At 71.3% G+C, this 19,509-nt stretch carries 17 protein-coding genes; 7 read left to right on the plus strand and 10 right to left on the minus strand.

Features of this window, described 5'->3' with window-relative positions; translation table 11 throughout:
* Position 1 precedes the first annotated feature (1 nt).
* Together ACIRVK_RS12535 and mltG are read left to right on the plus strand one after the other, a co-directional pair.
* The gene (locus ACIRVK_RS12535; RefSeq protein WP_404246007.1) at positions 2 to 1,804 is read left to right on the plus strand and encodes an ABC transporter ATP-binding protein; all 1,803 of its coding nucleotides are present in this window, start codon (positions 2 to 4) and stop codon (positions 1,802 to 1,804) included.
* Between the two features lie 43 nt (positions 1,805 to 1,847).
* On the plus strand, positions 1,848 to 2,705 hold the full coding sequence (gene mltG, locus ACIRVK_RS12540) for an endolytic transglycosylase MltG (RefSeq protein WP_404246009.1): 858 nt from the start codon (positions 1,848 to 1,850) through the stop codon (positions 2,703 to 2,705).
* Positions 2,706 to 2,717: 12 nt separating this feature from the next.
* Here the strand turns inward: mltG and ACIRVK_RS12545 are convergent, their stop codons facing one another.
* From ACIRVK_RS12545 to ACIRVK_RS12560, 4 genes are read right to left on the minus strand one after another with little or no spacing between them, the layout of a single operon-like run.
* The gene (locus ACIRVK_RS12545; protein WP_404246011.1) at positions 2,718 to 3,794 is read right to left on the minus strand and encodes an NAD(P)-binding domain-containing protein; all 1,077 of its coding nucleotides are present in this window, start codon (positions 3,792 to 3,794) and stop codon (positions 2,718 to 2,720) included.
* A 52-nt stretch (positions 3,795 to 3,846) separates the two neighbouring features.
* The gene (locus tag ACIRVK_RS12550) at positions 3,847 to 4,869 is read right to left on the minus strand and encodes an ABC transporter substrate-binding protein (protein ID WP_404246013.1); all 1,023 of its coding nucleotides are present in this window, start codon (positions 4,867 to 4,869) and stop codon (positions 3,847 to 3,849) included.
* 41 nt (positions 4,870 to 4,910) lie between these two features.
* On the minus strand, positions 4,911 to 5,681 hold the full coding sequence (locus ACIRVK_RS12555; protein WP_404246015.1) for an ABC transporter ATP-binding protein: 771 nt from the start codon (positions 5,679 to 5,681) through the stop codon (positions 4,911 to 4,913).
* Positions 5,654 to 6,559, minus strand: coding sequence for an ABC transporter permease (locus tag ACIRVK_RS12560; RefSeq protein WP_404246017.1), 906 nt, complete (start codon positions 6,557 to 6,559; stop codon positions 5,654 to 5,656). Before ACIRVK_RS12560 ends, ACIRVK_RS12555 begins: the two co-directional genes overlap by 28 nt.
* A gap of 338 nt (positions 6,560 to 6,897) precedes the next feature.
* Between ACIRVK_RS12560 and ACIRVK_RS12565 the strand changes: the two genes are divergently transcribed.
* Positions 6,898 to 7,320 carry a secondary thiamine-phosphate synthase enzyme YjbQ gene (locus ACIRVK_RS12565; RefSeq protein WP_404246019.1) on the plus strand — a complete coding sequence of 141 codons (423 nt, stop codon included), beginning with the start codon at positions 6,898 to 6,900 and terminating at the stop codon, positions 7,318 to 7,320.
* A 77-nt stretch (positions 7,321 to 7,397) separates the two neighbouring features.
* On the opposite strand, the gene ACIRVK_RS12570 is transcribed toward ACIRVK_RS12565, so the two are convergent.
* From ACIRVK_RS12570 to ACIRVK_RS12580, 3 genes are all read right to left on the minus strand, one after another.
* On the minus strand, positions 7,398 to 8,747 hold the full coding sequence (locus tag ACIRVK_RS12570; protein ID WP_404246021.1) for an SMI1/KNR4 family protein: 1,350 nt from the start codon (positions 8,745 to 8,747) through the stop codon (positions 7,398 to 7,400).
* A gap of 67 nt (positions 8,748 to 8,814) precedes the next feature.
* Positions 8,815 to 10,128 carry a sialidase family protein gene (locus tag ACIRVK_RS12575; protein ID WP_404246023.1) on the minus strand — a complete coding sequence of 438 codons (1,314 nt, stop codon included), beginning with the start codon at positions 10,126 to 10,128 and terminating at the stop codon, positions 8,815 to 8,817.
* Complete coding sequence (locus tag ACIRVK_RS12580; protein WP_404246025.1) at positions 10,125 to 12,656, minus strand: SpoIIE family protein phosphatase; 2,532 nt, start codon at positions 12,654 to 12,656, stop codon at positions 10,125 to 10,127. Before ACIRVK_RS12580 ends, ACIRVK_RS12575 begins: the two co-directional genes overlap by 4 nt.
* Before the next feature lie 217 nt (positions 12,657 to 12,873).
* On the opposite strand from ACIRVK_RS12580, the gene ACIRVK_RS12585 reads away from it, so the two are divergent.
* The gene (locus ACIRVK_RS12585) at positions 12,874 to 13,749 is read left to right on the plus strand and encodes a helix-turn-helix domain-containing protein (RefSeq protein WP_404246027.1); all 876 of its coding nucleotides are present in this window, start codon (positions 12,874 to 12,876) and stop codon (positions 13,747 to 13,749) included.
* Positions 13,750 to 13,820: 71 nt separating this feature from the next.
* Here ACIRVK_RS12585 and ACIRVK_RS12590 read toward each other — a convergent pair whose 3' ends face one another.
* From ACIRVK_RS12590 to ACIRVK_RS12600, 3 genes are read right to left on the minus strand one after another with little or no spacing between them, the layout of a single operon-like run.
* Complete coding sequence (locus ACIRVK_RS12590) at positions 13,821 to 14,201, minus strand: hypothetical protein (protein WP_404246029.1); 381 nt, start codon at positions 14,199 to 14,201, stop codon at positions 13,821 to 13,823.
* On the minus strand, positions 14,201 to 14,695 hold the full coding sequence (locus tag ACIRVK_RS12595) for a DUF2690 domain-containing protein (protein WP_404246031.1): 495 nt from the start codon (positions 14,693 to 14,695) through the stop codon (positions 14,201 to 14,203). The genes ACIRVK_RS12590 and ACIRVK_RS12595 overlap by 1 nt, the downstream gene beginning before the upstream one ends.
* Positions 14,696 to 14,720: 25 nt before the next feature.
* Positions 14,721 to 15,170: a hypothetical protein gene (locus tag ACIRVK_RS12600; protein WP_404246033.1), complete on the minus strand. Its 450-nt coding sequence runs from the start codon at positions 15,168 to 15,170 to the stop codon at positions 14,721 to 14,723.
* A 322-nt stretch (positions 15,171 to 15,492) separates the two neighbouring features.
* On the opposite strand from ACIRVK_RS12600, the gene ACIRVK_RS12605 reads away from it, so the two are divergent.
* The 3 genes from ACIRVK_RS12605 (at position 15,493) to ACIRVK_RS12615 (ending at position 19,449) form a co-directional block, all read left to right on the plus strand.
* Positions 15,493 to 16,755 (plus strand): MFS transporter, encoded by a 1,263-nt coding sequence (locus ACIRVK_RS12605; protein WP_404246035.1) that lies wholly within the window; start codon positions 15,493 to 15,495, stop codon positions 16,753 to 16,755.
* A 441-nt stretch (positions 16,756 to 17,196) separates the two neighbouring features.
* A complete protein-coding gene (locus ACIRVK_RS12610) occupies positions 17,197 to 17,625 on the plus strand; it encodes an OsmC family protein (RefSeq protein WP_404246037.1) in 429 nt (142 codons plus the stop codon).
* Positions 17,626 to 17,724: 99 nt separating this feature from the next.
* The gene (locus ACIRVK_RS12615) at positions 17,725 to 19,449 is read left to right on the plus strand and encodes a hypothetical protein (RefSeq protein ID WP_404246039.1); all 1,725 of its coding nucleotides are present in this window, start codon (positions 17,725 to 17,727) and stop codon (positions 19,447 to 19,449) included.
* The last annotated feature ends 60 nt before the right edge of the window (positions 19,450 to 19,509 follow it).

A 19,509-nucleotide genomic window follows, 5' to 3' on the forward strand; every position in this document is an offset into this window, starting at 1 on the left:
CATGCATCCCGATCGAGAACCCCGCTGGACACCGCCGGCCGACGCCAAGGAGCAGCCCCGGCAGGTGCGCCGCATCCTGAAGCTCTTCCGTCCCTACCGCGGCCGCCTCGCCGTCGTCGGCCTCCTGGTCGGCGCCTCGTCGCTGGTGTCCGTGGCCACCCCTTTCCTGCTGAAGGCGACCCTCGACGTCGCCATCCCCCAGGGCCGCACCGGCCTGCTCACCCTGCTCGCGCTCGGCATGATCGTCAGCGCCGTGCTGACCAGCGTCTTCGGCGTGCTGCAGACCCTGATCTCGACGACCGTCGGCCAACGCGTCATGCACGACCTGCGCACCGCGGTCTACGGCCGCCTGCAGCGCATGTCGCTGGCGTTCTTCACGCGCACCCGCACCGGTGAGGTCCAGTCCCGCATCGCCAACGACATCGGGGGCATGCAGGCCACCGTCACCTCGACGGCCACCTCCCTGGTCTCCAACCTGACCAGCGTGGTCGCCACCGTCGTGGCCATGATCGCCCTGGACTGGCGGCTGACCGTGGTCTCCCTCCTCCTGCTCCCGGTCTTCGTGTGGATCAGCCGCCGCGTCGGCAGGGAGCGCAAGAAGATCACCACCCAGCGGCAGAAGCAGATGGCCGTGATGGCCGCGACGGTCACCGAGTCGCTCTCCGTCAGCGGCATCCTGCTCGGCCGCACCATGGGCCGCTCCGACTCACTGACGAAGTCCTTCGCCGAGGAGTCCGAGGGCCTGGTCGACCTCGAGGTCCGCTCGAACATGGCCGGGCGCTGGCGGATGGCCGTCATCACCATCGTCATGGCCGCCATGCCGGCGGTCATCTACTGGACCGCGGGCATGGCCCTCCAGCTCGGCGGCCCGAAGGTCTCCATCGGCACGATCGTCGCCTTCGTCTCGCTCCAGCAGGGCCTGTTCCGCCCGGCAGTGAGCCTGCTGGCGACCGGTGTCCAGATCCAGACCTCGCTCGCCCTCTTCCAGCGCATCTTCGAGTACCTCGACCTGCCCGTCGACATCACCGAGCGCGAGGACCCGGCCCGTCTCGACCGGATCAAGGGCGAGGTCCGCTTCGAGGACGTCGAGTTCCGGTACGACGACAAGGGTGGGCCCGTCCTCGAGGGCATCGACGTCACCGTCCCGGCGGGCAGCAGCCTCGCGGTCGTCGGCCCGACCGGCGCCGGGAAGTCGACGCTCGGCTATCTCGTGCCGCGCCTGTACGACGTCACCGGCGGCCGGGTCACCCTGGACGGCGTCGATGTCCGCGACCTCGACTTCGACACCCTCGCGCGCGCGGTCGGCGTCGTCTCGCAGGAGACGTACCTCTTCCACGCCTCGGTCGCCGAGAACCTGCGCTTCGCCAAGCCGGACGCGACCGACGAGGAGCTCGAACAGGCGGCCCGCGCGGCCCAGATCCACGAGCACATCGCGTCCCTGCCCGAGGGCTACGACACCGTCGTCGGCGAGCGCGGCCACCGCTTCTCCGGCGGCGAGAAACAGCGCCTGGCCATCGCCCGCACCATCCTGCGCGACCCGCCGGTCCTCATCCTCGACGAGGCGACCAGCGCCCTCGACACCCGCACCGAAGCGGCCGTCCAGGACGCCATCGACGCCCTGTCGGCCAACCGCACCACGCTCACCATCGCGCACCGTCTGTCCACCATCCGCGGGGCCGACCAGATCGTGGTGCTCGACGCCGGGCGGGTGGCCGAGCGGGGGACGCACGAGGAACTGCTGGAGCAGGACGGGCGGTACGCGGCGCTCGTACGCCGGGATGCCCAACTGGAACCGACAAGCTGAAGATATGCCGGGTTTGTGACGGTATGCGGGTTACCGTGCCCGCATGTACCAGAACACTCCGCCACGGAGCACTCGGAGCACGATTCGACTGACGCGCAGGGGCCGCATCGCCCTCATCGCGACCGGAGCCGTCGTGGCCGGCACGGCCGTGGCGGTGCCGCTGCTGACCCTGGAGCGGGAGCAGGCCGCCAGGCCGGCGTCGCTGGTGATCCCGGAGGGCTGGCGCGCGGGGCAGGTCTACGCCGCGGTGGACAAGGCCCTGGCCCTGCCCCCCGGCACCACCAGGAAGTCGATCCCCCAGGCCGGCCTGAGGCTGCCGAACGACGCCGCGGGCAACCCGGAGGGCTATCTCTTCCCGGCGACCTATCCGCTGGAACGGAACGGCAAGAAGGCGACTCCCGAGTCCCTGCTGTCGTACATGGTCGACACGGCCAACCGGAAGTTCACCGCCGCCCCGGTGGCGGCCGGCGCGCAGCGCAACGCGATGAACCTGTACCAGGCGGTCACCGTGGCGAGCATCGTGCAGGCCGAGGCCGCCTCGAAGGCGGACATGGGCAAGGTGGCACGGGTCATCCTCAACCGGCTCGAGCGCGGGATGCCGCTGCAGATGGACTCGACCGTCAACTACGCCCTGAACCGCGCGACGCTGCGGACGAGCGACAGCGACACCCGCATCGACAGCCCCTACAACTCGTACCAGCGCATGGGGCTGCCGCCCACGCCGATCGACAACCCGGGCGAGGAGGCGATGCGTGCCGCGCTCAACCCGCCGCCGGGGGACTGGCTGTACTTCGTCACCGTCAAGCCGGGCGACACCCGCTTCACCGCCGACTTCGCCGAACACCAGCGCAACGTGGCGGAGTTCAACGCCCGCCAGAAGAGCGCGAGTCCGGCCAGGTGATCCGACGGGACCTCACGCCGCGGCCGGCACCAGCGCCGGCAGCCGCCTGATGTCCCGTACGGCCGCCCGGCCGGCCCGGTTGGCGCCGATGGTGCTGGCCGACGGGCCGTAGCCGACCAGGTGGATCCGCGGATCGGCGACCGCGCGGGTGCCCTCGACCCGGATCCCGCCGCCCGGCTCGCGCAGCCGGAGCGGCGCGAGATGGTCGATGGCGGCCCGGAAGCCGGTGGCCCACAGGATGACGTCGGCCGCCACGCGCCGCCCGTCGTTCCACTCCACGCCGTCCGGCGTGATGCGGTCGAACATGGGCTGCCGGTCGAGGACCCCGTCGGCGATGCCCTGCCGGATCGCGTCGTTGAGCGGCAGCCCCGTCACCGTCACGACGCTCTGCGGCACCAGCCCCTGCCGCACCCGCTCCTCCACCAGCGCGACGGCCGCCCGGCCGTACTCCTCGGTGAACGGGCCCTCGTGGAAGACGGGCGGACGCCGGGTGACCCAGGTCGTCGCGGCCGCGTACCCGGCGATCTCCAGCAGGTGCTGTGTACCGGACGCGCCACCGCCGACCACGACCACCCGCCGCCCGGCGAACGCCTGGGGCCCGGGGTACTGCGCGGTGTGCAACTGCCGCCCCCGGAACGTCTCCTGGCCGGGATAGCGCGGCCAGAACGGCCGGTCCCAGGTGCCGGTCGCGTTGATCAGCGCGCGCGTGGACCAGGTGCCGTCCGAGGTCTCGACGAGCAGCCGCCCGCCCTCGCCCTCGCGCACGGCACGGACGTCGACGGGCCGCCGTACCCGCAGGTCGAAGGCTTGCTCGTACGTCGCGAAGTACTCGGCGATCACCTCGGACGACGGCCGCGCGGGGTCGGCGTCCGTCAGTTCCATGCCGGGCAGCGCGTGCATGCCGTGCACCTTGCCGTACGTCAGCGAGGGCCAGCGGAACTGCCAGGCGCCGCCCGGGCCGGGGGAGTGGTCCAGCACCACGAAGTCCCGCTCCGGCTCGAAACCGGTGCGGCGCAGATGATAGGCGCTGGACAGACCTGCCTGACCAGCGCCTATGACGACGACCTCGACCTCGCGCGTGTTGTTCACATTTCTACTAACGGCGGGGAGGCCGTGGGTCTTCCCGCCCGGTCACCGCCCCTCAGCCCTCCGAGGGACGCGGCGCGGTCGTGGACGGCGGCAGGCCGCCGTTGTAGCGCGTGTCCGTGAAGGCGCCGAAGTCGACCTTGCCCGGGATCAGCTTCAGCCGGGTGAAGGTGTCGGCGATCTGCTGCTCGGAGGCGATGAGCTGCTGGTCGACGGCGACCGCGACGCGGGTGGTGTAGGTCCGCTTCACCGCGGCCAGCGCGACGTCGTCGGGCAGCCCGGTCTCCTTCGCCCAGACCTTCGCCCACTCGTCCTCGTGCGAGTACACCCACTTGTAGGCGCGGCGCAGCCGCTCGAGGTAGTCCTTGATGGCCTCGGCCTTCTTCGCGTCCCCCAGCGCGCTCGGCGCCGCCACCTGGAAGGTGAGGCCGTTGGTGATCCCGTCACCCGTGGTCAGCACCCGGCCCTGCTTGGCCTTGAGGACCTGTGAGGTGTACGGGTCCCACACCGCCCACGCGTCGACCTTGCCGGAGGTGAACGCGGCCAGCGCGTCGGCCGGCTGGAGGTACTTGACCTTCACGTCACTCAGGCTCAGTCCGGCCTGCTTCAGCGAGGCCACCAACTGGTAGTGGGCGGACGAACCCTGCGCCACGGCGACCGACTTGCCCTTGAGGTCCTTGGTGCCGGCCAGCTTGGAGTTGTCCGGTACGAGGATGGCGTCGCCCTTGGAGGTGCCGTGCCAGGCGGCCACCACCGTGATCTTCGAGCCGGCGCCGGCCGCGAAGACGGGCGGGGTGTTGCCGACCCCACCGATGTCGACGGCCTGGGCGTTGACGGCTTCCAGCAGCGGCGGGCCCGAGGTGAACGTCGACCACTTGATCTTGTAGTCGAGGTTCTTCAACTCTCCCGCGGCCTCCAGGATGGCCTGAGAACCACCCTTCTGGTCACCGACGTCGAGGGTCAGGGAGCCCTTGCCGTCGACCGAGCCGCCGGTGTCGGCCGCGGAGTTCCCGCCGCAGGCGGCGAGCAGGAGGGCGAGGGGGAGGAGCAGTGCGGCGGGGGCGAGGCGGCGTCGCATGATGTTCCGTTCTGTGCAACAGGGGAGGGGTGAGGGGGAGTTCAAGTGGCTTCGGCGGCGCCGTCGACGCCGAGCCGTTCCAGCAGGCCCGCGCGCAGCTCGGCGAAGCGGGGGGCGGCGATGTCACGGGGACGGGCGAGGTCGATGGGCTGTTCGTGCGCGATGACCCCGTCGTCCATCACCAGGACGCGGTCGGCGAGCAGGACGGCCTCCTCTACGTCGTGCGTGACCAGCAGCACGGCACAGCCGCGCCGTCGCCACAGCTCGCCGACCAGTCGCTGCGCCGTGATCCGGGTGAGCGCGTCGAGCGCGCCGAACGGCTCGTCGAGCAGCAGCAGATCCGGCTCACGCACCAACGCCCGGGCCAGCGAGGCGCGTTGGGCCTCACCGCCGGAGAGGGTCTTGGGCCAGGCGTCGCTGCGGTGACCGAGCCCCACCTCCTCGAGGGCCCGGTCGGCGACGGCGCGCCGGGGCTTGTCGGGAAGTCCCAGCAGGACGTTGCGCCACACCTTCTTCCACGGCATGAGGCGCGGTGCCTGGAAGGCGACGGCCTTGCGGCGCGGGACCAGAACGGTGCCCTGTATGTCGCGGTCGAGGCCTGCCAGGATCCGCAGCAGGGTGGACTTGCCGCAGCCGCTGCGCCCGAGCAGGGCCACGAACTCGCCCGGCCGGACGTCCAGCCGGAGGTCGTCGATGACGGCACGGCCGTCGAAGGAGCGGGTCAGCCCCTCGACGTGGACGGCCTGGGCGGTCGGTACGGCCTGGGTGGCCACCGGGCCGGGGCTCACCGGCCGGTGAACGTCGGTCGCCATTGCAGCAACAGCCTTTCGAGGGTACGGACGACGAAGTCGGCCAGCAGGCCGAGGAAGGCGTAGACGATCAGGCAGACGACGATGACGTCCGTGCGCAGGAAGTCCCGCGCCTGGACCATCAGGAACCCGATGCCGGAGTCGGCGTTGACCTGCTCGGCGAAGACCAGGGCCAGCCAGGCGATACCCAGCGAGTAGCGCAGGCCGGTGAGAGCGCCGGGCAGCGCCCCCGGCAGCACGACGTGCCGCACCAACCCCCAGCGGGAGAGCCCCAACGACTCACCGGCCTCGATGAGTTGGGAGTCCACGCCCCGGATGCCGGCGTAGACGTTGAGGTAGAGCGGGAAGGTCACACCGAGCGTGATGATGGCGATCTTCGGGGCCTCGCCGATGCCGAACCAGATGATGAACAGCGGTATCAGGCCGACGAACGGCACGGTCCGCAGCATCTGCACCGGCGCGTCCACCAGGTCCTCGCCGATCCTGAACAGGCCGGACACCAGGGCCAGTCCGACGCCGATCACCGTGCCCAGCAGCAGTCCGCCGGCCACGCGCCGCAGCGAGGTCCCGATGGCGCCGGGCAGGGAACCGTCGGCGATCAGATCCCAGCCGACCTGCCCGATACGCCCCGGCGAGGCGAGGACATCGGGCGTCAACCCGCCGGTGCTGCTGAGAAGTTGCCACAGCGCGAGCAACAGGACGGGGCCGGTGGTGCGACGCAGCCAGCGGGGGACCCGGGTGCGGCGGGCGGAGACGGGGACGATGGGGGTGAGACCGAGGTCGCGGTTCTGGTCGGGGAGGGGCGAGTTCTCGGCGCCCTGACCCGATATTCCCGAAATATCGGATTCAGGGGAACCGGGTGGGGCGTGGCTGATGCTCATGATGCTCCGAGGAGGGGAGAGCGACCGGGGTACGGGGAGCGCGCCTCGTCACCGCTGGGGCATGACAGGGCGCGGGACGGTGGCCGCGCCGGTCAGCGGAGAGAGAGCGGAGGAAGGCGAGAGGAGGAAGGCGTCAGCAGCCGCGACAACACGCGGCGGAGGCCACCCGCAGCAGGTCGATGTGACCGCGCGTGGTGAGCAGGGCTGAACGCAACATGGGGCGAACGTAGCCAGATCGTCGGTGCACGGTCAACGGTGTCTCGCGGACTGGACCTCCGATATCAACGGGCGGGCCGCGGCGCACGAATGAAACCCGGCGTATGGGCCAGGATGGGGTCATGTCCGATGTCTTCACCACCCGAGTCCTGAACGTCACCACCGGCTCAGCGGAGAGGGTCGCCGACCTGACCCGCGACTGCGAGGCCTTCCTGCGCGAGGTGGCCGGCGGGCGCGACGGCCTGCTGAACATCTTCGTCCCGCACGCCACCGCCGGGATCGCCGTGATCGAGACGGGCGCCGGCAGCGACGACGACCTCCTCGCCGCCCTCCACACCCTGCTGCCCGCCGACGACCGCTGGCAGCACCGCCACGGCAGCCCGGGCCACGGCCGCGACCACGTCCTCCCGGCCCTCGTACCGCCGCACGCGACCCTGCCGGTGGTGGACGGCGCGCTGGAGCTGGGCACCTGGCAGTCGGTGTGCCTGGTGGACACCAACAAGGACAATCTCAACCGTCAGGTCCGACTGACCTTCCTGGGGTGAGCGACATCGTCCTGGCGGACGTGTCGGCGCGAGCCAGGGGGGCGGTGGCAGGGGGGCCGGTGGCTGGGGCGTGGAGCCTACCGGGTGTCGGTCACCGTGCCTCGGGGCGTGGTCAGGATTTCGCGGCCGCGGTCCGAGGTGATCAGCTGGGCCAGGACCGGATCGGCGAACAGGGAGATCGGGGCGATGTGGTCCTCGCCCACGGGGTGCCACAGGCGTAGCGCCGCACGGAGTTCGGGCCAGGCTTCGGCGCACAGAGCCGCGCGGGCCTTGGCGGGGTCGGACAGCGGGTCGGGTTCGGGCCGAGGCCCGTCGACCGCGTACAGGGTGACGACGATCGGCCCCGTGGGCAGCGGCGACTCGGCGGAGGCCTGGAAGGCCGGGTGTGCGGCCAGGCGGTCGGTGACGGCGTGCACGGCCGCGTCGAACTCCGGTCCCCCGAAGGAGAGTCGGAAGCCCGGCTCGGCCGTCCGGGCTTCGTAGTCGGCGACGAGTGCCCGCACGGATGGGGGCGCGTACTCCTTGAGCCGCGGCAGGGGCCGCAGGTCGTGGGGGTGGGCGAGCTGGTCCTGGCGGACCAGGAGCGGCAGGAGTTCCGCGGCGAACAGCGGGCTGAGCAGGAGGTCGTCGTTCCCCGGGCGGTACCACATCAGGTTCGCGATCTGCCCGCGCCAGTCGCCGAGCATCGCCTTCATCTGCATGCTCAGCACGTCCGCCCGGTCCCGCCCGTACTCGTGCGCCTGGGCGAACACCGACAGCGGGCCCTCGACGGCCCCGGACAGCGCCTCGCAGCGTGCCCGCTCGACCTCCGCGTCCCAGTGGTCCCGGGTGGCGCCAGGCGGCCTGCGCAGCGCGTGGAAGGACACCCACTGCCGGCGCATGAGGTCGTGGAAGGAGTCGTACCGTCGCGGTCCCTCGCCGGACCAGGAGGCGAGCCAGTACGCCGCCCACTCGCCGTCCTCGTCCACGTCGTCGGGGTCGAGCAGCATGACCGCCGCGTCCCCCTCGAGGGACAGGCGCAGGGAGCGGGCGAGGACCTTCGCCTCCTGAACGCCGAAAGCTTCCTCGCCGTCCTCGCCGTCCTCGACGTCGACCTCCGCGAGGTCTTCCCAGACCTCGATCCACGTGCGGTCGTCGGTGTCCCGCAGCCATTCCAGCTCCGTGGTTCCGGCCAGCCGGTAGATGAAGTTGCCCGCGTCCCGCCACCCGTTGGTGACCAGCAGGAACTCCCGCAGGGAAGGCGGCAGTCGGCGCCCCAGCCGGGCCTCGGCCGCGACGACCTCCGCCTCACTCGCCGGCCCGAACCCGAGCCAGGCGTCCCGTACGACCTCCCGCGCGAGCGGTGCGTCCTTCTCCTGGTCGTGCCCCGCGATCCACTCCGCGCTCCACTGCTCCAGAAACGGCCGCCACGCCGTACGCTCGCCCATCGTCCCCTCCGCCTCTCCCTCTTCGTCGTCTGACGTCACCTCACCACAGGGGTACGACAACGGGTGATCAAGACCTGTGATCCTGCCCCGGCCCCGGGCTTCGAGAGAGCCAGAGGTCCCGGTTGCCCGCGATCAGCACGCGACCGTCCGCGAGGGTGACCGCCGCGCTCGGGGGGTCCTCGCTGCAGCCGAGGCCGCCGCGTTTCCAGCCCTTGGCCGTCCCGTCGCCGACCCAGACGGAACCGCACAGCACTGTGCGGGTGTTGGGCTTGGACTTGGGCCGGGGGGCCGAGCCGACCAGGACCGGATGACCCGCGGAGTCGACGGTCGCGGCGGTGATCACGCCGGTGCCCATGGCCGACGTGTCCGTCCGGGTCCAGTGGGTGCCGTCCTGGCTGGTGAGAACCAGCGGCAGGGAGTCGTAGAAAGCGCCGGCCTTGGCATGGCCGCCCAGGGCGAACCAGCGGCCCGACGCGTACAGGACGCTGTGCACCTGTGTGCCGGGTGGCGTCCCGGTGATGGCGCCGGACGTCCAGTGCTCGCCGCCGTCCGCGCTGCGCCAGAACGGGATCGTGCCCGTGGAGTGGAAGTCGTAGGCGTTGGTCGCCGCCGCGCCGAAGGCGACGACCTCCCTGCCGTGGACGCCGAAGTCGCCCACGGGCGTGGACGGTTGCCGGCCGTCGATCGGCGGCAGCGGCACGCGACGCACGGTCCTGCCCGCGTCGTCGGACGCGAACACGTACGGAGACTCCACCTGGCCGACGGTCTGGCCGCCGCCGATCAACAGGAGCGAGCCGACCTTCACCGCGGTGTTCACCGAGGCGTCGTCCGCGGTCTCCTGCTCGGGGCGGGTGTTGAACGTCAGCGGCAGCATGGCGAGCCGGACCTGCTCGCCGTCCGGCGCCCGGCGTGTCAACCTGGCGCCGACACCGATCAGCGAACCGTCGCCCCACGGCACCACCACGTCGCCCGGCAGGCCGCCACCGAGCCAGCCGCTGCGCATGGAGTACGGCACGTCGGTCTCGCCGGCTGCGCCCGGCTTCGGGGTGATGGAGAGCCTCGTGCAGCCGTGGGAACCGGTCCAGTTGACGTTCACATAGCGGTACCCGTTGGCGAACGTCCCCTCTCCCAGGACGCAGTCACCCAGTGGCACCAGTTGGCGCAGGCCCTCGCGGGGCGCCACGTACCCCTTGTCGTGCGGGCCGTTGGTCACCGACGGGTAGTCCACCGCGCCCGCGTACTCCTTGAACCCGAGCTGCGCCGCGCCGGCGTCCGCCGTGCCGGTGTCCCCTGCTCTGATCGTGCCGCAGCCGCCCAGTACCAGGGCCGCGCCGGCCACCAGGCTCGCGACGACTGCGAGCCTCCCCCCATGTTTTCTCATCCCTCCACGCTACTGAACTCGGTGAGCAGGAGTGCGATGTCGTCCGCCCTGTCCGGGGAGGCGTGACAGGCGTCCCGCAGCAGTCCGTCGGCCAGATCGTCCAGGTTTCCTCCGCCCCGGCGGGCCAGAGACGTCCGGAGCCGCTCGACGTCGGAGCCGATGTCCGAGTCGCGCCGCTCGATCAGCCCGTCCGTGTAGAGGACCAGGACCGACCCGGGAGTCAGCCGCAGTTCCGACTCCGGGAAGTGCGCCGTCGCGTCGATGCCGAGCAGCGGGCCGCCGGGCACGTCCAGGATCGTGGTGTGCCCGTCGGGCAGGCGGAGCAGGGGCGGGAGATGGCCCGCGCGGACGATGCGCACACTGCCGGAGCGGGGATGGAACCGGACGTAGCAGCAGCTGGCGAGGAGCGCCGGGTCGAGGTCCATGTGGAGCCGGTTGGTGCCGGCGACGACGTCACTCGGCCGGTGGCCGGCGGCGACGAACGCCCGCATGGCGCTGCGCAGTTGACCCATGGAGGCCGCGGCGGGCACGTTGTGGCCCTCGACGTCCCCGACGATCAGGGCGACCTCGTCGCCGGACGGGATGACGTCGTACCAGTCGCCGCCGATGTCCATCCCCCGGGTGCCCGGAAGGTAGCGCCCGGCGACCTGCAGGCCCGGCACCGTGGGCAGCCGGTGCGGCAGCAGCGCGTCCTGCAGGCCGCGGGCGAGGGCGAACTCGGCGTCGTAGAGCCTGGCCCGTTCCAGGGCCTGGCCGATCAGGCCGCCCAGCGCGGTGAGGACCCCGCGCTCCTCGTCCGGGAACCGGTGGATGTCGTCGAAGCCGAGCATGCAGGCGCCGACCGGGCGGTTCGAGGCGATCAGGGGCAGGAACGCCCAGGAGTTGGTGTGCCCCACGATGAGCCCGGGGTAGCTCTCGCGCAGCTGCTCGCGCGACTCGACGAAGAGTGGGGCACCGGAGGTCAGCGCGTCCGTCACGGGCAGCCGGGCGTGCAGTGGGGTGCCCTCGAACCGGGCGAGGAAGCGTTTCGAGTAGCCGCGCTGGGCGAGCAGGTGCAGGCGTCGCTCCTCCACCACGGCGATCGCCAGTTTCTGGCCGCCGAAGGCGGGCAGCAGCTGATCGGCGACGGCGTCGAACACCTCGTGCGCGGTGACCGCCTCGGTGAGGGCGCTGCCCAGCGTGAGCACACGGTAGAGGGCGCCCACGCGAGGAGCCCCGAGCGGGGGTGCCAGAGAGACGGGCGGGCCCTCCTCGGCGACCGGCGCACCGGGTCCGGTGCCGGCCGGTACGGGCTGCCGTACGCGTGAGGCCCATCCCGTCATGCCCTGGGCGCCCGGGTGCAGGGAGAAGACCAGCCACTCGTCGGGTGGGCGGCGCACCAGGAAGGAGACGGGTTGCTGGGAGACGAGGGCGGCCCGGTAGCGGTCCTCGTACACGGGGTCGGCCAGCCATGGCAGGACGTCCCAGGGGCGTCGGCCGAGCAGTTCGTCCTGGCGGACCCCCAGCAGGTCCTCCAGGCTGTGGTTGGCGTAGGCGAGGCGTCCGTCGGGGGAGAGCGCGAAGAAACCGTCCGCGAGCCGCTCGATCGCCGCGACGGCGGCCATTCCGCTCCCGGAGTCGAGCACGGCGCCGACCAGGTGGCAGGCGGCCTGAGGGTCGTCGTGGCTGTCCGGCACCCTGCCCCACAGCTCGACGACGCGGTGCCCGCCATGGCCGTCCAGGATGCGCAGACCGTGCGCCAGGACGTGCCCCTCCTCGACCGCGGCACGGGCGGCGGACCGGAAACCGGGCAGATCCGCCGGTTCGATGGAGGCCGCCAGCGTGGCCGCCCGGCCGTCGAACTCGCGGGGCGGGATCCCGCAGATCGCGCACAGCTCGTCGTCGGCGGTGAGGGCCCCGGTACGCAGGTCCCAGTCGAACAGGCCCACCCGGATCACCGGAGCGGACGGCAGCGGCACCAGCACCGGATCCGTCCGCTCGTCGTACTCGCCGAACAGGCCGCGGGCCCGCAGTCCGGCGAGGGCGGTGCCCAGCCGGTCGGCGGCGGAGCGCAGCTTCCCGCGCTGCGCCCTCGACAGTCCCGTCCCGTCCGGCCTGGCCGTCCACACCACGGCGATGGCGCCGAACGTCCGCTCACCGGCCCGTACGGGGACGGACGCGGAGCCGAAGGGGTAGGGCAGGGCGATCGAGAGCTGGGGGAAGCGCCGCATCGTCTCCTCCGGGCCGGCCAGGTGGACCAGGTGCCCGGAGCGGTACGCCTCCGCCACCGGAATACGGCTGCCCACCGGGATCCGTCGCCACCCGCTGAGCAGGGAGGGCGGTGTCCCGCAGGACGCGGCCACCACCAGCGAGCGGCGGTCGCCGGAGAGCAGGAACACGCTTCCGGTGTGCGCGCCGGTGACCTCCACGGCGTGGACCACGGCCCTGACCAACACGTCGTCGCGTTCGGGCGCTTCGCCGACACCCGCGGCGCCGAGCGGGTACGAGCTCGATGCCCTACCGTTGGCCGACACGTTGCCCTCGATCATCCATGGAGTGCTTGTCCCAGTTTAGGGGCATTCACTCACACCGCCCTGTGGTGGGAAGGCGGGTCCGCTGAGCGGACAGCGTGCCGGGGTCGCGGCGCCGGTGGTCATGGTCGGTTCAAGACCGTCCAGGCACTGACCGGCCTCTGCTTGACTGCCTGCCGTGGACATGGCTGACGGGACACCGTTACACAGGGAGCCGGACCCCTCCGCCGGGACCGTGCAGGACTTCGCCGCCGGTCTGCGGCGGTTGCGCGAGCAGGCCGGGTTGCCCGACTACCGGTCGATGGCCCGCCGGGCCGGGTGCGCGCACAGCACCCTGTCCACGGCCGCCGCGGGCCGGAAGCTGCCCACGCTGGAGACCACGCTGGCCTTCGTCCGGGCCTGTGGCGCGGACGAGGAGGACCAGGCTCGCTGGGCCGGCCGGTGGAAGCGGGCACGGGCCGACCTGGACCGCGAGCACGACACGGGCCCGGCGCCGGGCCCCGCACTTCCTCCCCCGGCGTCCCCGCCGCCCCGGTCGTGGTGGCGCGGCAGGTGGGGAGCGGTCCTCGCCGTCGGGGCCGGAGCCGCTCTGGCGGCCGGCATCAGCGCTGGCGCGTTGCCCGGCGCGGACAGCGACCCCGTTACCGCGGGCGGCGCCCGCCCGCTCGTCCACCGGTCCGCCACCGCGGCTCAGCCTCCAGCGGTCACGCCCGAACCCGAGCGGCGCCACGGTCCCCTCGTCATGGTCCCCGGCAGGGTGGTGGATCTCGACTCGCTCGCCCCCGACTGGAACGTGCGCACGTCGCCGGGCTTCCCGCACCACGACATGGAGTTCACCGACAGTGATCACCTGCTGACCGGTCTGGGCAACGCGGACATGGCAGTGCTCCCGGCCGGGGACGTCGGAAGGTTCGACGAGTGCGCGCGCGAACAGCACTACGGCGTCGAACTGCGCGCCCCCGCCATCCGCCCCGGCGTGCTGCTGTGCGACATCACCAGCGAGGACCGGGTGGCCATGTTGCGCGTCACAGATGTCCAACGGGACCCGACCGGCACGCCGGACCAGGTCACCTTCGACGTCGTCGTCTGGGTCCGCCTCCACCAGAAGTGACGGCCGAGGCCCTCGGCCCGTCCGGCGGCCGGCGGTGAACCGTCGGCCGCCGGGGTGCGTGGGCGGCGCTGTCAGCAGTGTCTGACCAGCTTGGCGGTGTCGCCCCCGGTGTTGATCCAGGCGTCCGAGGCGAACACCTTCTTGCCGGCTCCGTAGGCGACGTAGGAACCACCGGGCGGGGTGTACCCGTCGATGGCGTCCCATTCGTCGGTCGTGCCGTACGGGCCGGTCACGGACGCGCCGGTGGTGTAGCAGTAGATCCGTGCCACGCTGTTGTACGGCATGGTGTCGATCGTCGAGCCGGTCGGTGAGCCGGAGTGCACCTTGAGCCCGGCGGAGGCGACGACGGTGCCGTTCACCTCGGCGGCCGCGCCGGCGGCGGAGGCGGACATGGCTCCGGTCAGGGCCAGCGCGGCCGTGACGACGGCCAGGGCCTTGCGTGTGGGCCGCATCAGACGCTCACCGAGTCCTGGACACCCCAGCCGTAGGGCGTGTCGGAGACGGTGAACCACGCCGTGGCGACCGCTGTGTCGGCGTACACCATGTTGGACCAGGGGGGCTGGCTCCTCGAGGTGCGGAAGATGCTGTACTCGTCGGAACAGATGTTGGAATTGTGCAGGCAGACGCGCAGGGAGATGTTCGCCGTCCCGTCCTTGGGGACGTTCCCGTTGGGCACGAACTGCGCCCAGTTGGTCCTGCAGTGTGGGGAGTACCAGTTCTGCATGGTGCCGTAGATGTTCAGTTCCGCGTGCTTGGCGACGTACGCGTCCTTCTTGCACTTGGAGTCCACCGGGTCGATGTTCCGACACGTCGACTGGCTCGGCTTGTTGTAGCAGGCCGCGGGGTCGGGAGCCGCGGGAGCGGCGGACGCGACGGCGGGTATCACTCCGGCGAGCGCGATGCCGGACAGCAGCACGCCGAGCACTCGGCGCGAGGTGTTGGACATGCGGGGCCCTCTCTCCGTTTTCCGGTCAGGACGGGTAGCAGGTCAGCTGGACGCTGTCGCTCCGACCGACCCGGAAGCCCCCGTCGCGGGTGCGCAGGTAGGCGTCGGCGTGCACCTTCTCGGAGTAGCCGTGCTTGGGGTCGCAGGTGTAGGTGTTGCCCTCCTGGTGCTTGGTCGTGCAGTCGTGCGAGACCTTGTCCGACAGCTTGCCGTAGCCGTTGTCGCTCCAGAGTTCGATCTCGATGCTGCACCCGCTGGTGGTGCCCACGTGGTTGACGTAGATGTCCGGTTTCACCGAGCTGATGCTGAACTGGTTCGCGCAGACTCCGATGTTGAAGTTGTCCGCGTTGTGGTTCTGACAGGTGCTCGCGGCCTGCGCGGGCGTGGCGAGGATCGAACAGGTTCCGAGCAGGGCGGCTGCCATGACCGCTCCCGCCAGGGACCTGGCTCTCGTGCCGGCTGCCTTCCAGATCATTCCGGTCTCCTTCCTGAAGGGACGGGTGACGGCCTTCGGCGGTACGCGCCGTCCGTGGCCGGCTCCAGAACAGCGGCGCGGGGGGACTTGGGCAAGAACATGCGAACAGCGGTTGGTCGAGCTCCGGTCGCAGGTCTCCGGCCTGCGCGAACATCCGCGCGCGAACACCAACGCCGAACAGGAAAGGGGGCGTTGGAGTGAGCCACAGGACCTGCCGTCCGTGGCCCTTGGGGCAATCGTGGCGTGTGTTTTGCCGGTCCTTGCATTGTTCGCCTCCCCGCCCCGACCTAGCCTGACCTGCGGAACCATGGGAAGGGCCGGCATGCTGAAGACCGTTCGGGAACAGGCGACGGGGCTCACCAAGGATCAGCGCAACGCCTTCGTCGCGGCCTACCTGGGCTGGGCGATGGACGCCTTCGACTATTTCCTCGTCGTCCTCGTCTACAGCGAGATCGCCGACGACTTCCATGTCTCCCTCACCGACATGGCGTTCCTCACCACCGCCACCCTGGTCATGCGGCCGGTCGGTGCCTTCCTGTTCGGCCTGTGGGCCGACCGCCGGGGCCGCCGGCTCCCGCTCATGGTCGACGTCGTCTTCTACTCGATCGTCGGGTTCGCCTGTGCCTTCGCGCCCAACTACACGGTGCTGCTGGTGCTGCGCCTGCTGTACGGCATCGGCATGGGCGGCGAGTGGGGCCTGGGAGCGGCCCTCGCCATGGAGAAGATCCCGGCCGAGCGGCGGGGTTTCTGGTCCGGGCTGCTGCAGAGCGGCTACTCGCTGGGCTACCTGCTCGCCGCCGTGGCGTTCCTCGGCATCGAACCCGCCTTCGGCTGGCGCGGGTTGTTCGCCTTCAGCCTGGTGCCCGCCCTGGTCGCCCTGTGGGTGCGCACCCGGGTGGAGGAGAGCGAGGTGTGGGAGAAGAGCGTCGCGCTCAACCGCACCCCCGCCCACCAGGTGTTGAGGAATCCCGCGGTGCTCAAGCGCTTCGTCTACCTCGTCGCCCTGATGACCGCCTTCAACTGGATGTCCCACGGCACCCAGGACGTCTACCCGACCTTCGTGAAGAAGGGCCTCGGCCTGTCCGCCGACACGTCCATCGCCATCGCGGTGGTCTACAACATCGGCGCCATGATCGGCGGCGCCCTGCTCGGCGCCGTGTCCGAGCAACTGGGCCGGCGCCGCACGATCATGATCGCGGCGGCCGGTGGCCTGGTGGTGGTGCCGTTCTTCGTGCTGTCCACGACCGTGGGCTGGCTGATGCTCTCGTCCTTCCTGATGCAGGTCTGCGTCCAGGGAGCCTGGGGCGTCATCCCCGCGCACCTGACCGAAATGAGCCCGGACGCCATCCGGGGCTTCTACCCCGGTGTCACCTACCAGCTCGGAAACCTGATCGCCGCTCTCAACCTGCCCATCCAGGAAGCCATCGCCCGACACCACGGCTATCCACCGGCGATCGCCTGGACCGTCGTCCCCGCCCTCGGCGCGGTGGTCGTGCTCAGCGCCGTCGGCAAGGAGGCCAAGGGCATCCGCTTCGGCACCACGGGCACCCGGGCGCCGAACGCGGCGGCGGCCGACACCGCTTAGCCTCCAGACCGCGGCGGGCGTCGTCGCCGGGGAGTATCACGGACGGCAGGCCCGCCGCCCGCTTCGTCGCCTCCTCGCTCGGCTGACGGTACGGATCGGCCGGAATCACTGTGACGTGGGTGTCACTCATCGCCGCCCGTCTCCCACGGTCCTCCTCGTCCACCGGCCCGACGAAACCATCCGGTCGGCGGGCCGATCACGCGCCCCGCCTCCATCCTGAGAGATCTTCCGACACGCCGGAACCACCGGACTCGCCGCTCTGGTCACCTGACCAGCCGGGCGTCCCGGCCCCGTCACAGACCCGAACCTCCCATCGAGCAGAGAACTGGCCGCCAACCCCTTACTGACTCACGCTCCTGGCGCACCCGTGCTCATCTCGGCGTAGGGCACCGATTTCCTGGAGGATGACTGGAAAACGACGCCTGAGAGATGGGTTGGTCCATGAGCGAGGGTTCTCTGCGTGCCGTCACCGTGGAGCGGACCGGTGCCGGCCGCTTCACCGCGACGAACGCGCGTGGTGGCACGGTCGAATTCGGTACCGGCGAGGGCACGCTGTTCACGCCGGTCGAGCTGCTGCTCGCCGCGCTCGGCGGCTGCACGGCGGTCGACGTCGACGTGGCCACCAGCCGGCACGCGGAGCCGGACGGGTTCACCGTCACCGTGAGCGGCGACAAGGTCAGCGACGAGCTGGGCAACCGGATGACCGGCCTCGAGGTCCGCTTCTCGGTCACCTTCCCGGCGGGCGCCTCCGGTGACCGTGCCCGCGCCATCCTGCCCCGGGCGGTCGCGGTCTCCCACGACCGGCTGTGCACGGTCAGCCGCACGGTCGAGATCGGGACGCCGGTCAGCGCGGTGGTCGAGGAGGCCTGACCTGCCCCCGCTGCGTACCGGTGACAAGCGTGCCGTCGACTGCTGCGTTGTTGTGAGCAGTTGCGGATCGTGCGGTCATCACAGCCCTACGGTCCGGCTATGAACACGAGTCGCAGAAAAGGAAGGACATGGCGCGGCGCCGCGCTGGCGACGCTGCTGACCACGGGGGCGCTCACCGCGGCGGCCCCGGACGCCCACGGGGACGGCGAGGCCCGGACGGAGAGGGCGGTGGCGTCGACGCACCCGGCCGACGGCGTCGTGGAGACGGTGGTACGGGTGAAGGTGCCGCTGCCGCAGTCGTTCGGGGCGCACCCGGCGGCCTGCGACTGGCTGTCGTACCTGCGCTACCGCTCCGCCGACGGGCCCGGCCGCTCGGCCGGCGCCGACCGGATCCTGGTGGCACAGCCCGGCATCCTGGAGGGTGCCGGAGCGTTCGACAGCGTCGCCCGGGACACCGTCGCGCGGGCCGCCGCACAGGGACGGCACATCGAGTTCTGGGCCCTGGACCGGCGCTCCAACTGCCTGGAGGACCACACCGGTATCGCCTCCGGCGACCAGCACACCGCCGTCGACTACTACTACCGCGGCAAGGAGTCGGGCGGCCGGACCTTCGCCGGGTACCTCGGCAACGAGCAGCTCGGCTGGCTGGCGAAGCTCGGCATCCAGCAGACCGTGCGGGACGAGTACGACCTGCTCACCGCCGAGTTGCCCGACCAGGCGCTGCGCAAGAGCAAGGTGCTGTGTGGCGGGCACTCGCTGGGCGGGGTCATCACCGGCTACTTCGCCGCCGCCGACTTCGACGGAAACCCGGCGACCACGGCGGACGCCGGGCAGAACCAGTGCGCCGGCTACTTCGCCCTGGACACCACGATCTCCACCTCCCTCGCCGACCTGAGCGGCAGCGTGCCCGGCGACACCAACCTCCCGGACGTCGGCATCGGCTACACCGCCGTGCAGGCCGGCCTCGACAGCGGACTGCTGCCACGGTCACTGTCGGCCCCGGTGCTGCTCAACCCGGAGACGATGACCCTTCTCGCCATCGCCGGACTGGGCGCCGTCCAGGCCCCGGACGCCCAGGCGGACCTGCCGTCCCACCTGCCCTCCAATGTCGACATCGAGGCCACCAACCGCTTCCTGTTCTCCAAGGACACCGCCACCTTCCTCACCGGCTCACCCGCCGTGAAGGACTTCCGGCTGACCAACGACGCCGTGCTCGGGGCGCTGCTGGACGACAACTCCGTACCGCTGGCGTTCCTGCAGAGCAGCGTCGGCTTCTTCGACGGCGGGCCGATCACGGACAAGAACTTCCCCGCCGCCAACGGCACTTCCTCCCAGCCACAGCTGTTCGGTGTCGACTACAAGGCCATTCCGGCCGAGCCGCACGGCCCTCTCTACACCTGGCGGAACTACGACCGGGTCGGTGCCGCCGACGACCCGGACTACCGCTCCGCCGACGGCACCCCCTTCACCAACGCCGGCAAGGAGGTCACCGACATCCGTGAGCTGGCCCGCAGCCTGGCCGAGCAGCCGCTGGACTTCACCGAGCAATACTTCCCGACCAAGCTGGTCACCGACATCGAGTTCGCGAACTCCCCGCAGATCAAGCAACTCCTCGTGCATCCCGAGGGGTTGAAGGCCAACCCGACGCTGACCGTGCTGGCCGGCGACGGACTTCTGGCCGGCCACATCCCGAGCGGCCTGCACCCGGTGGTCGCTCCCGGCTACCAGCACCTCGACGTGCTGACCGCGGCGCCCGCGCAGAACAACGGCAGGCCCGAGGTCGTCTCCAGCAGCCTCGCGGAGTTCGCCAGGAATCCCGCGTAGCCGTCCCCCATGGCCGACGGGCCCGGGAGGAGACACTCCCGGGCCCGTCGGCTGTGCGCG

Origin of the sequence: Streptomyces sp. NPDC101152 (genome assembly GCF_044768275.1) — a bacterium.
Classification (GTDB): Bacteria; Actinomycetota; Actinomycetes; order Streptomycetales; family Streptomycetaceae; genus Streptomyces.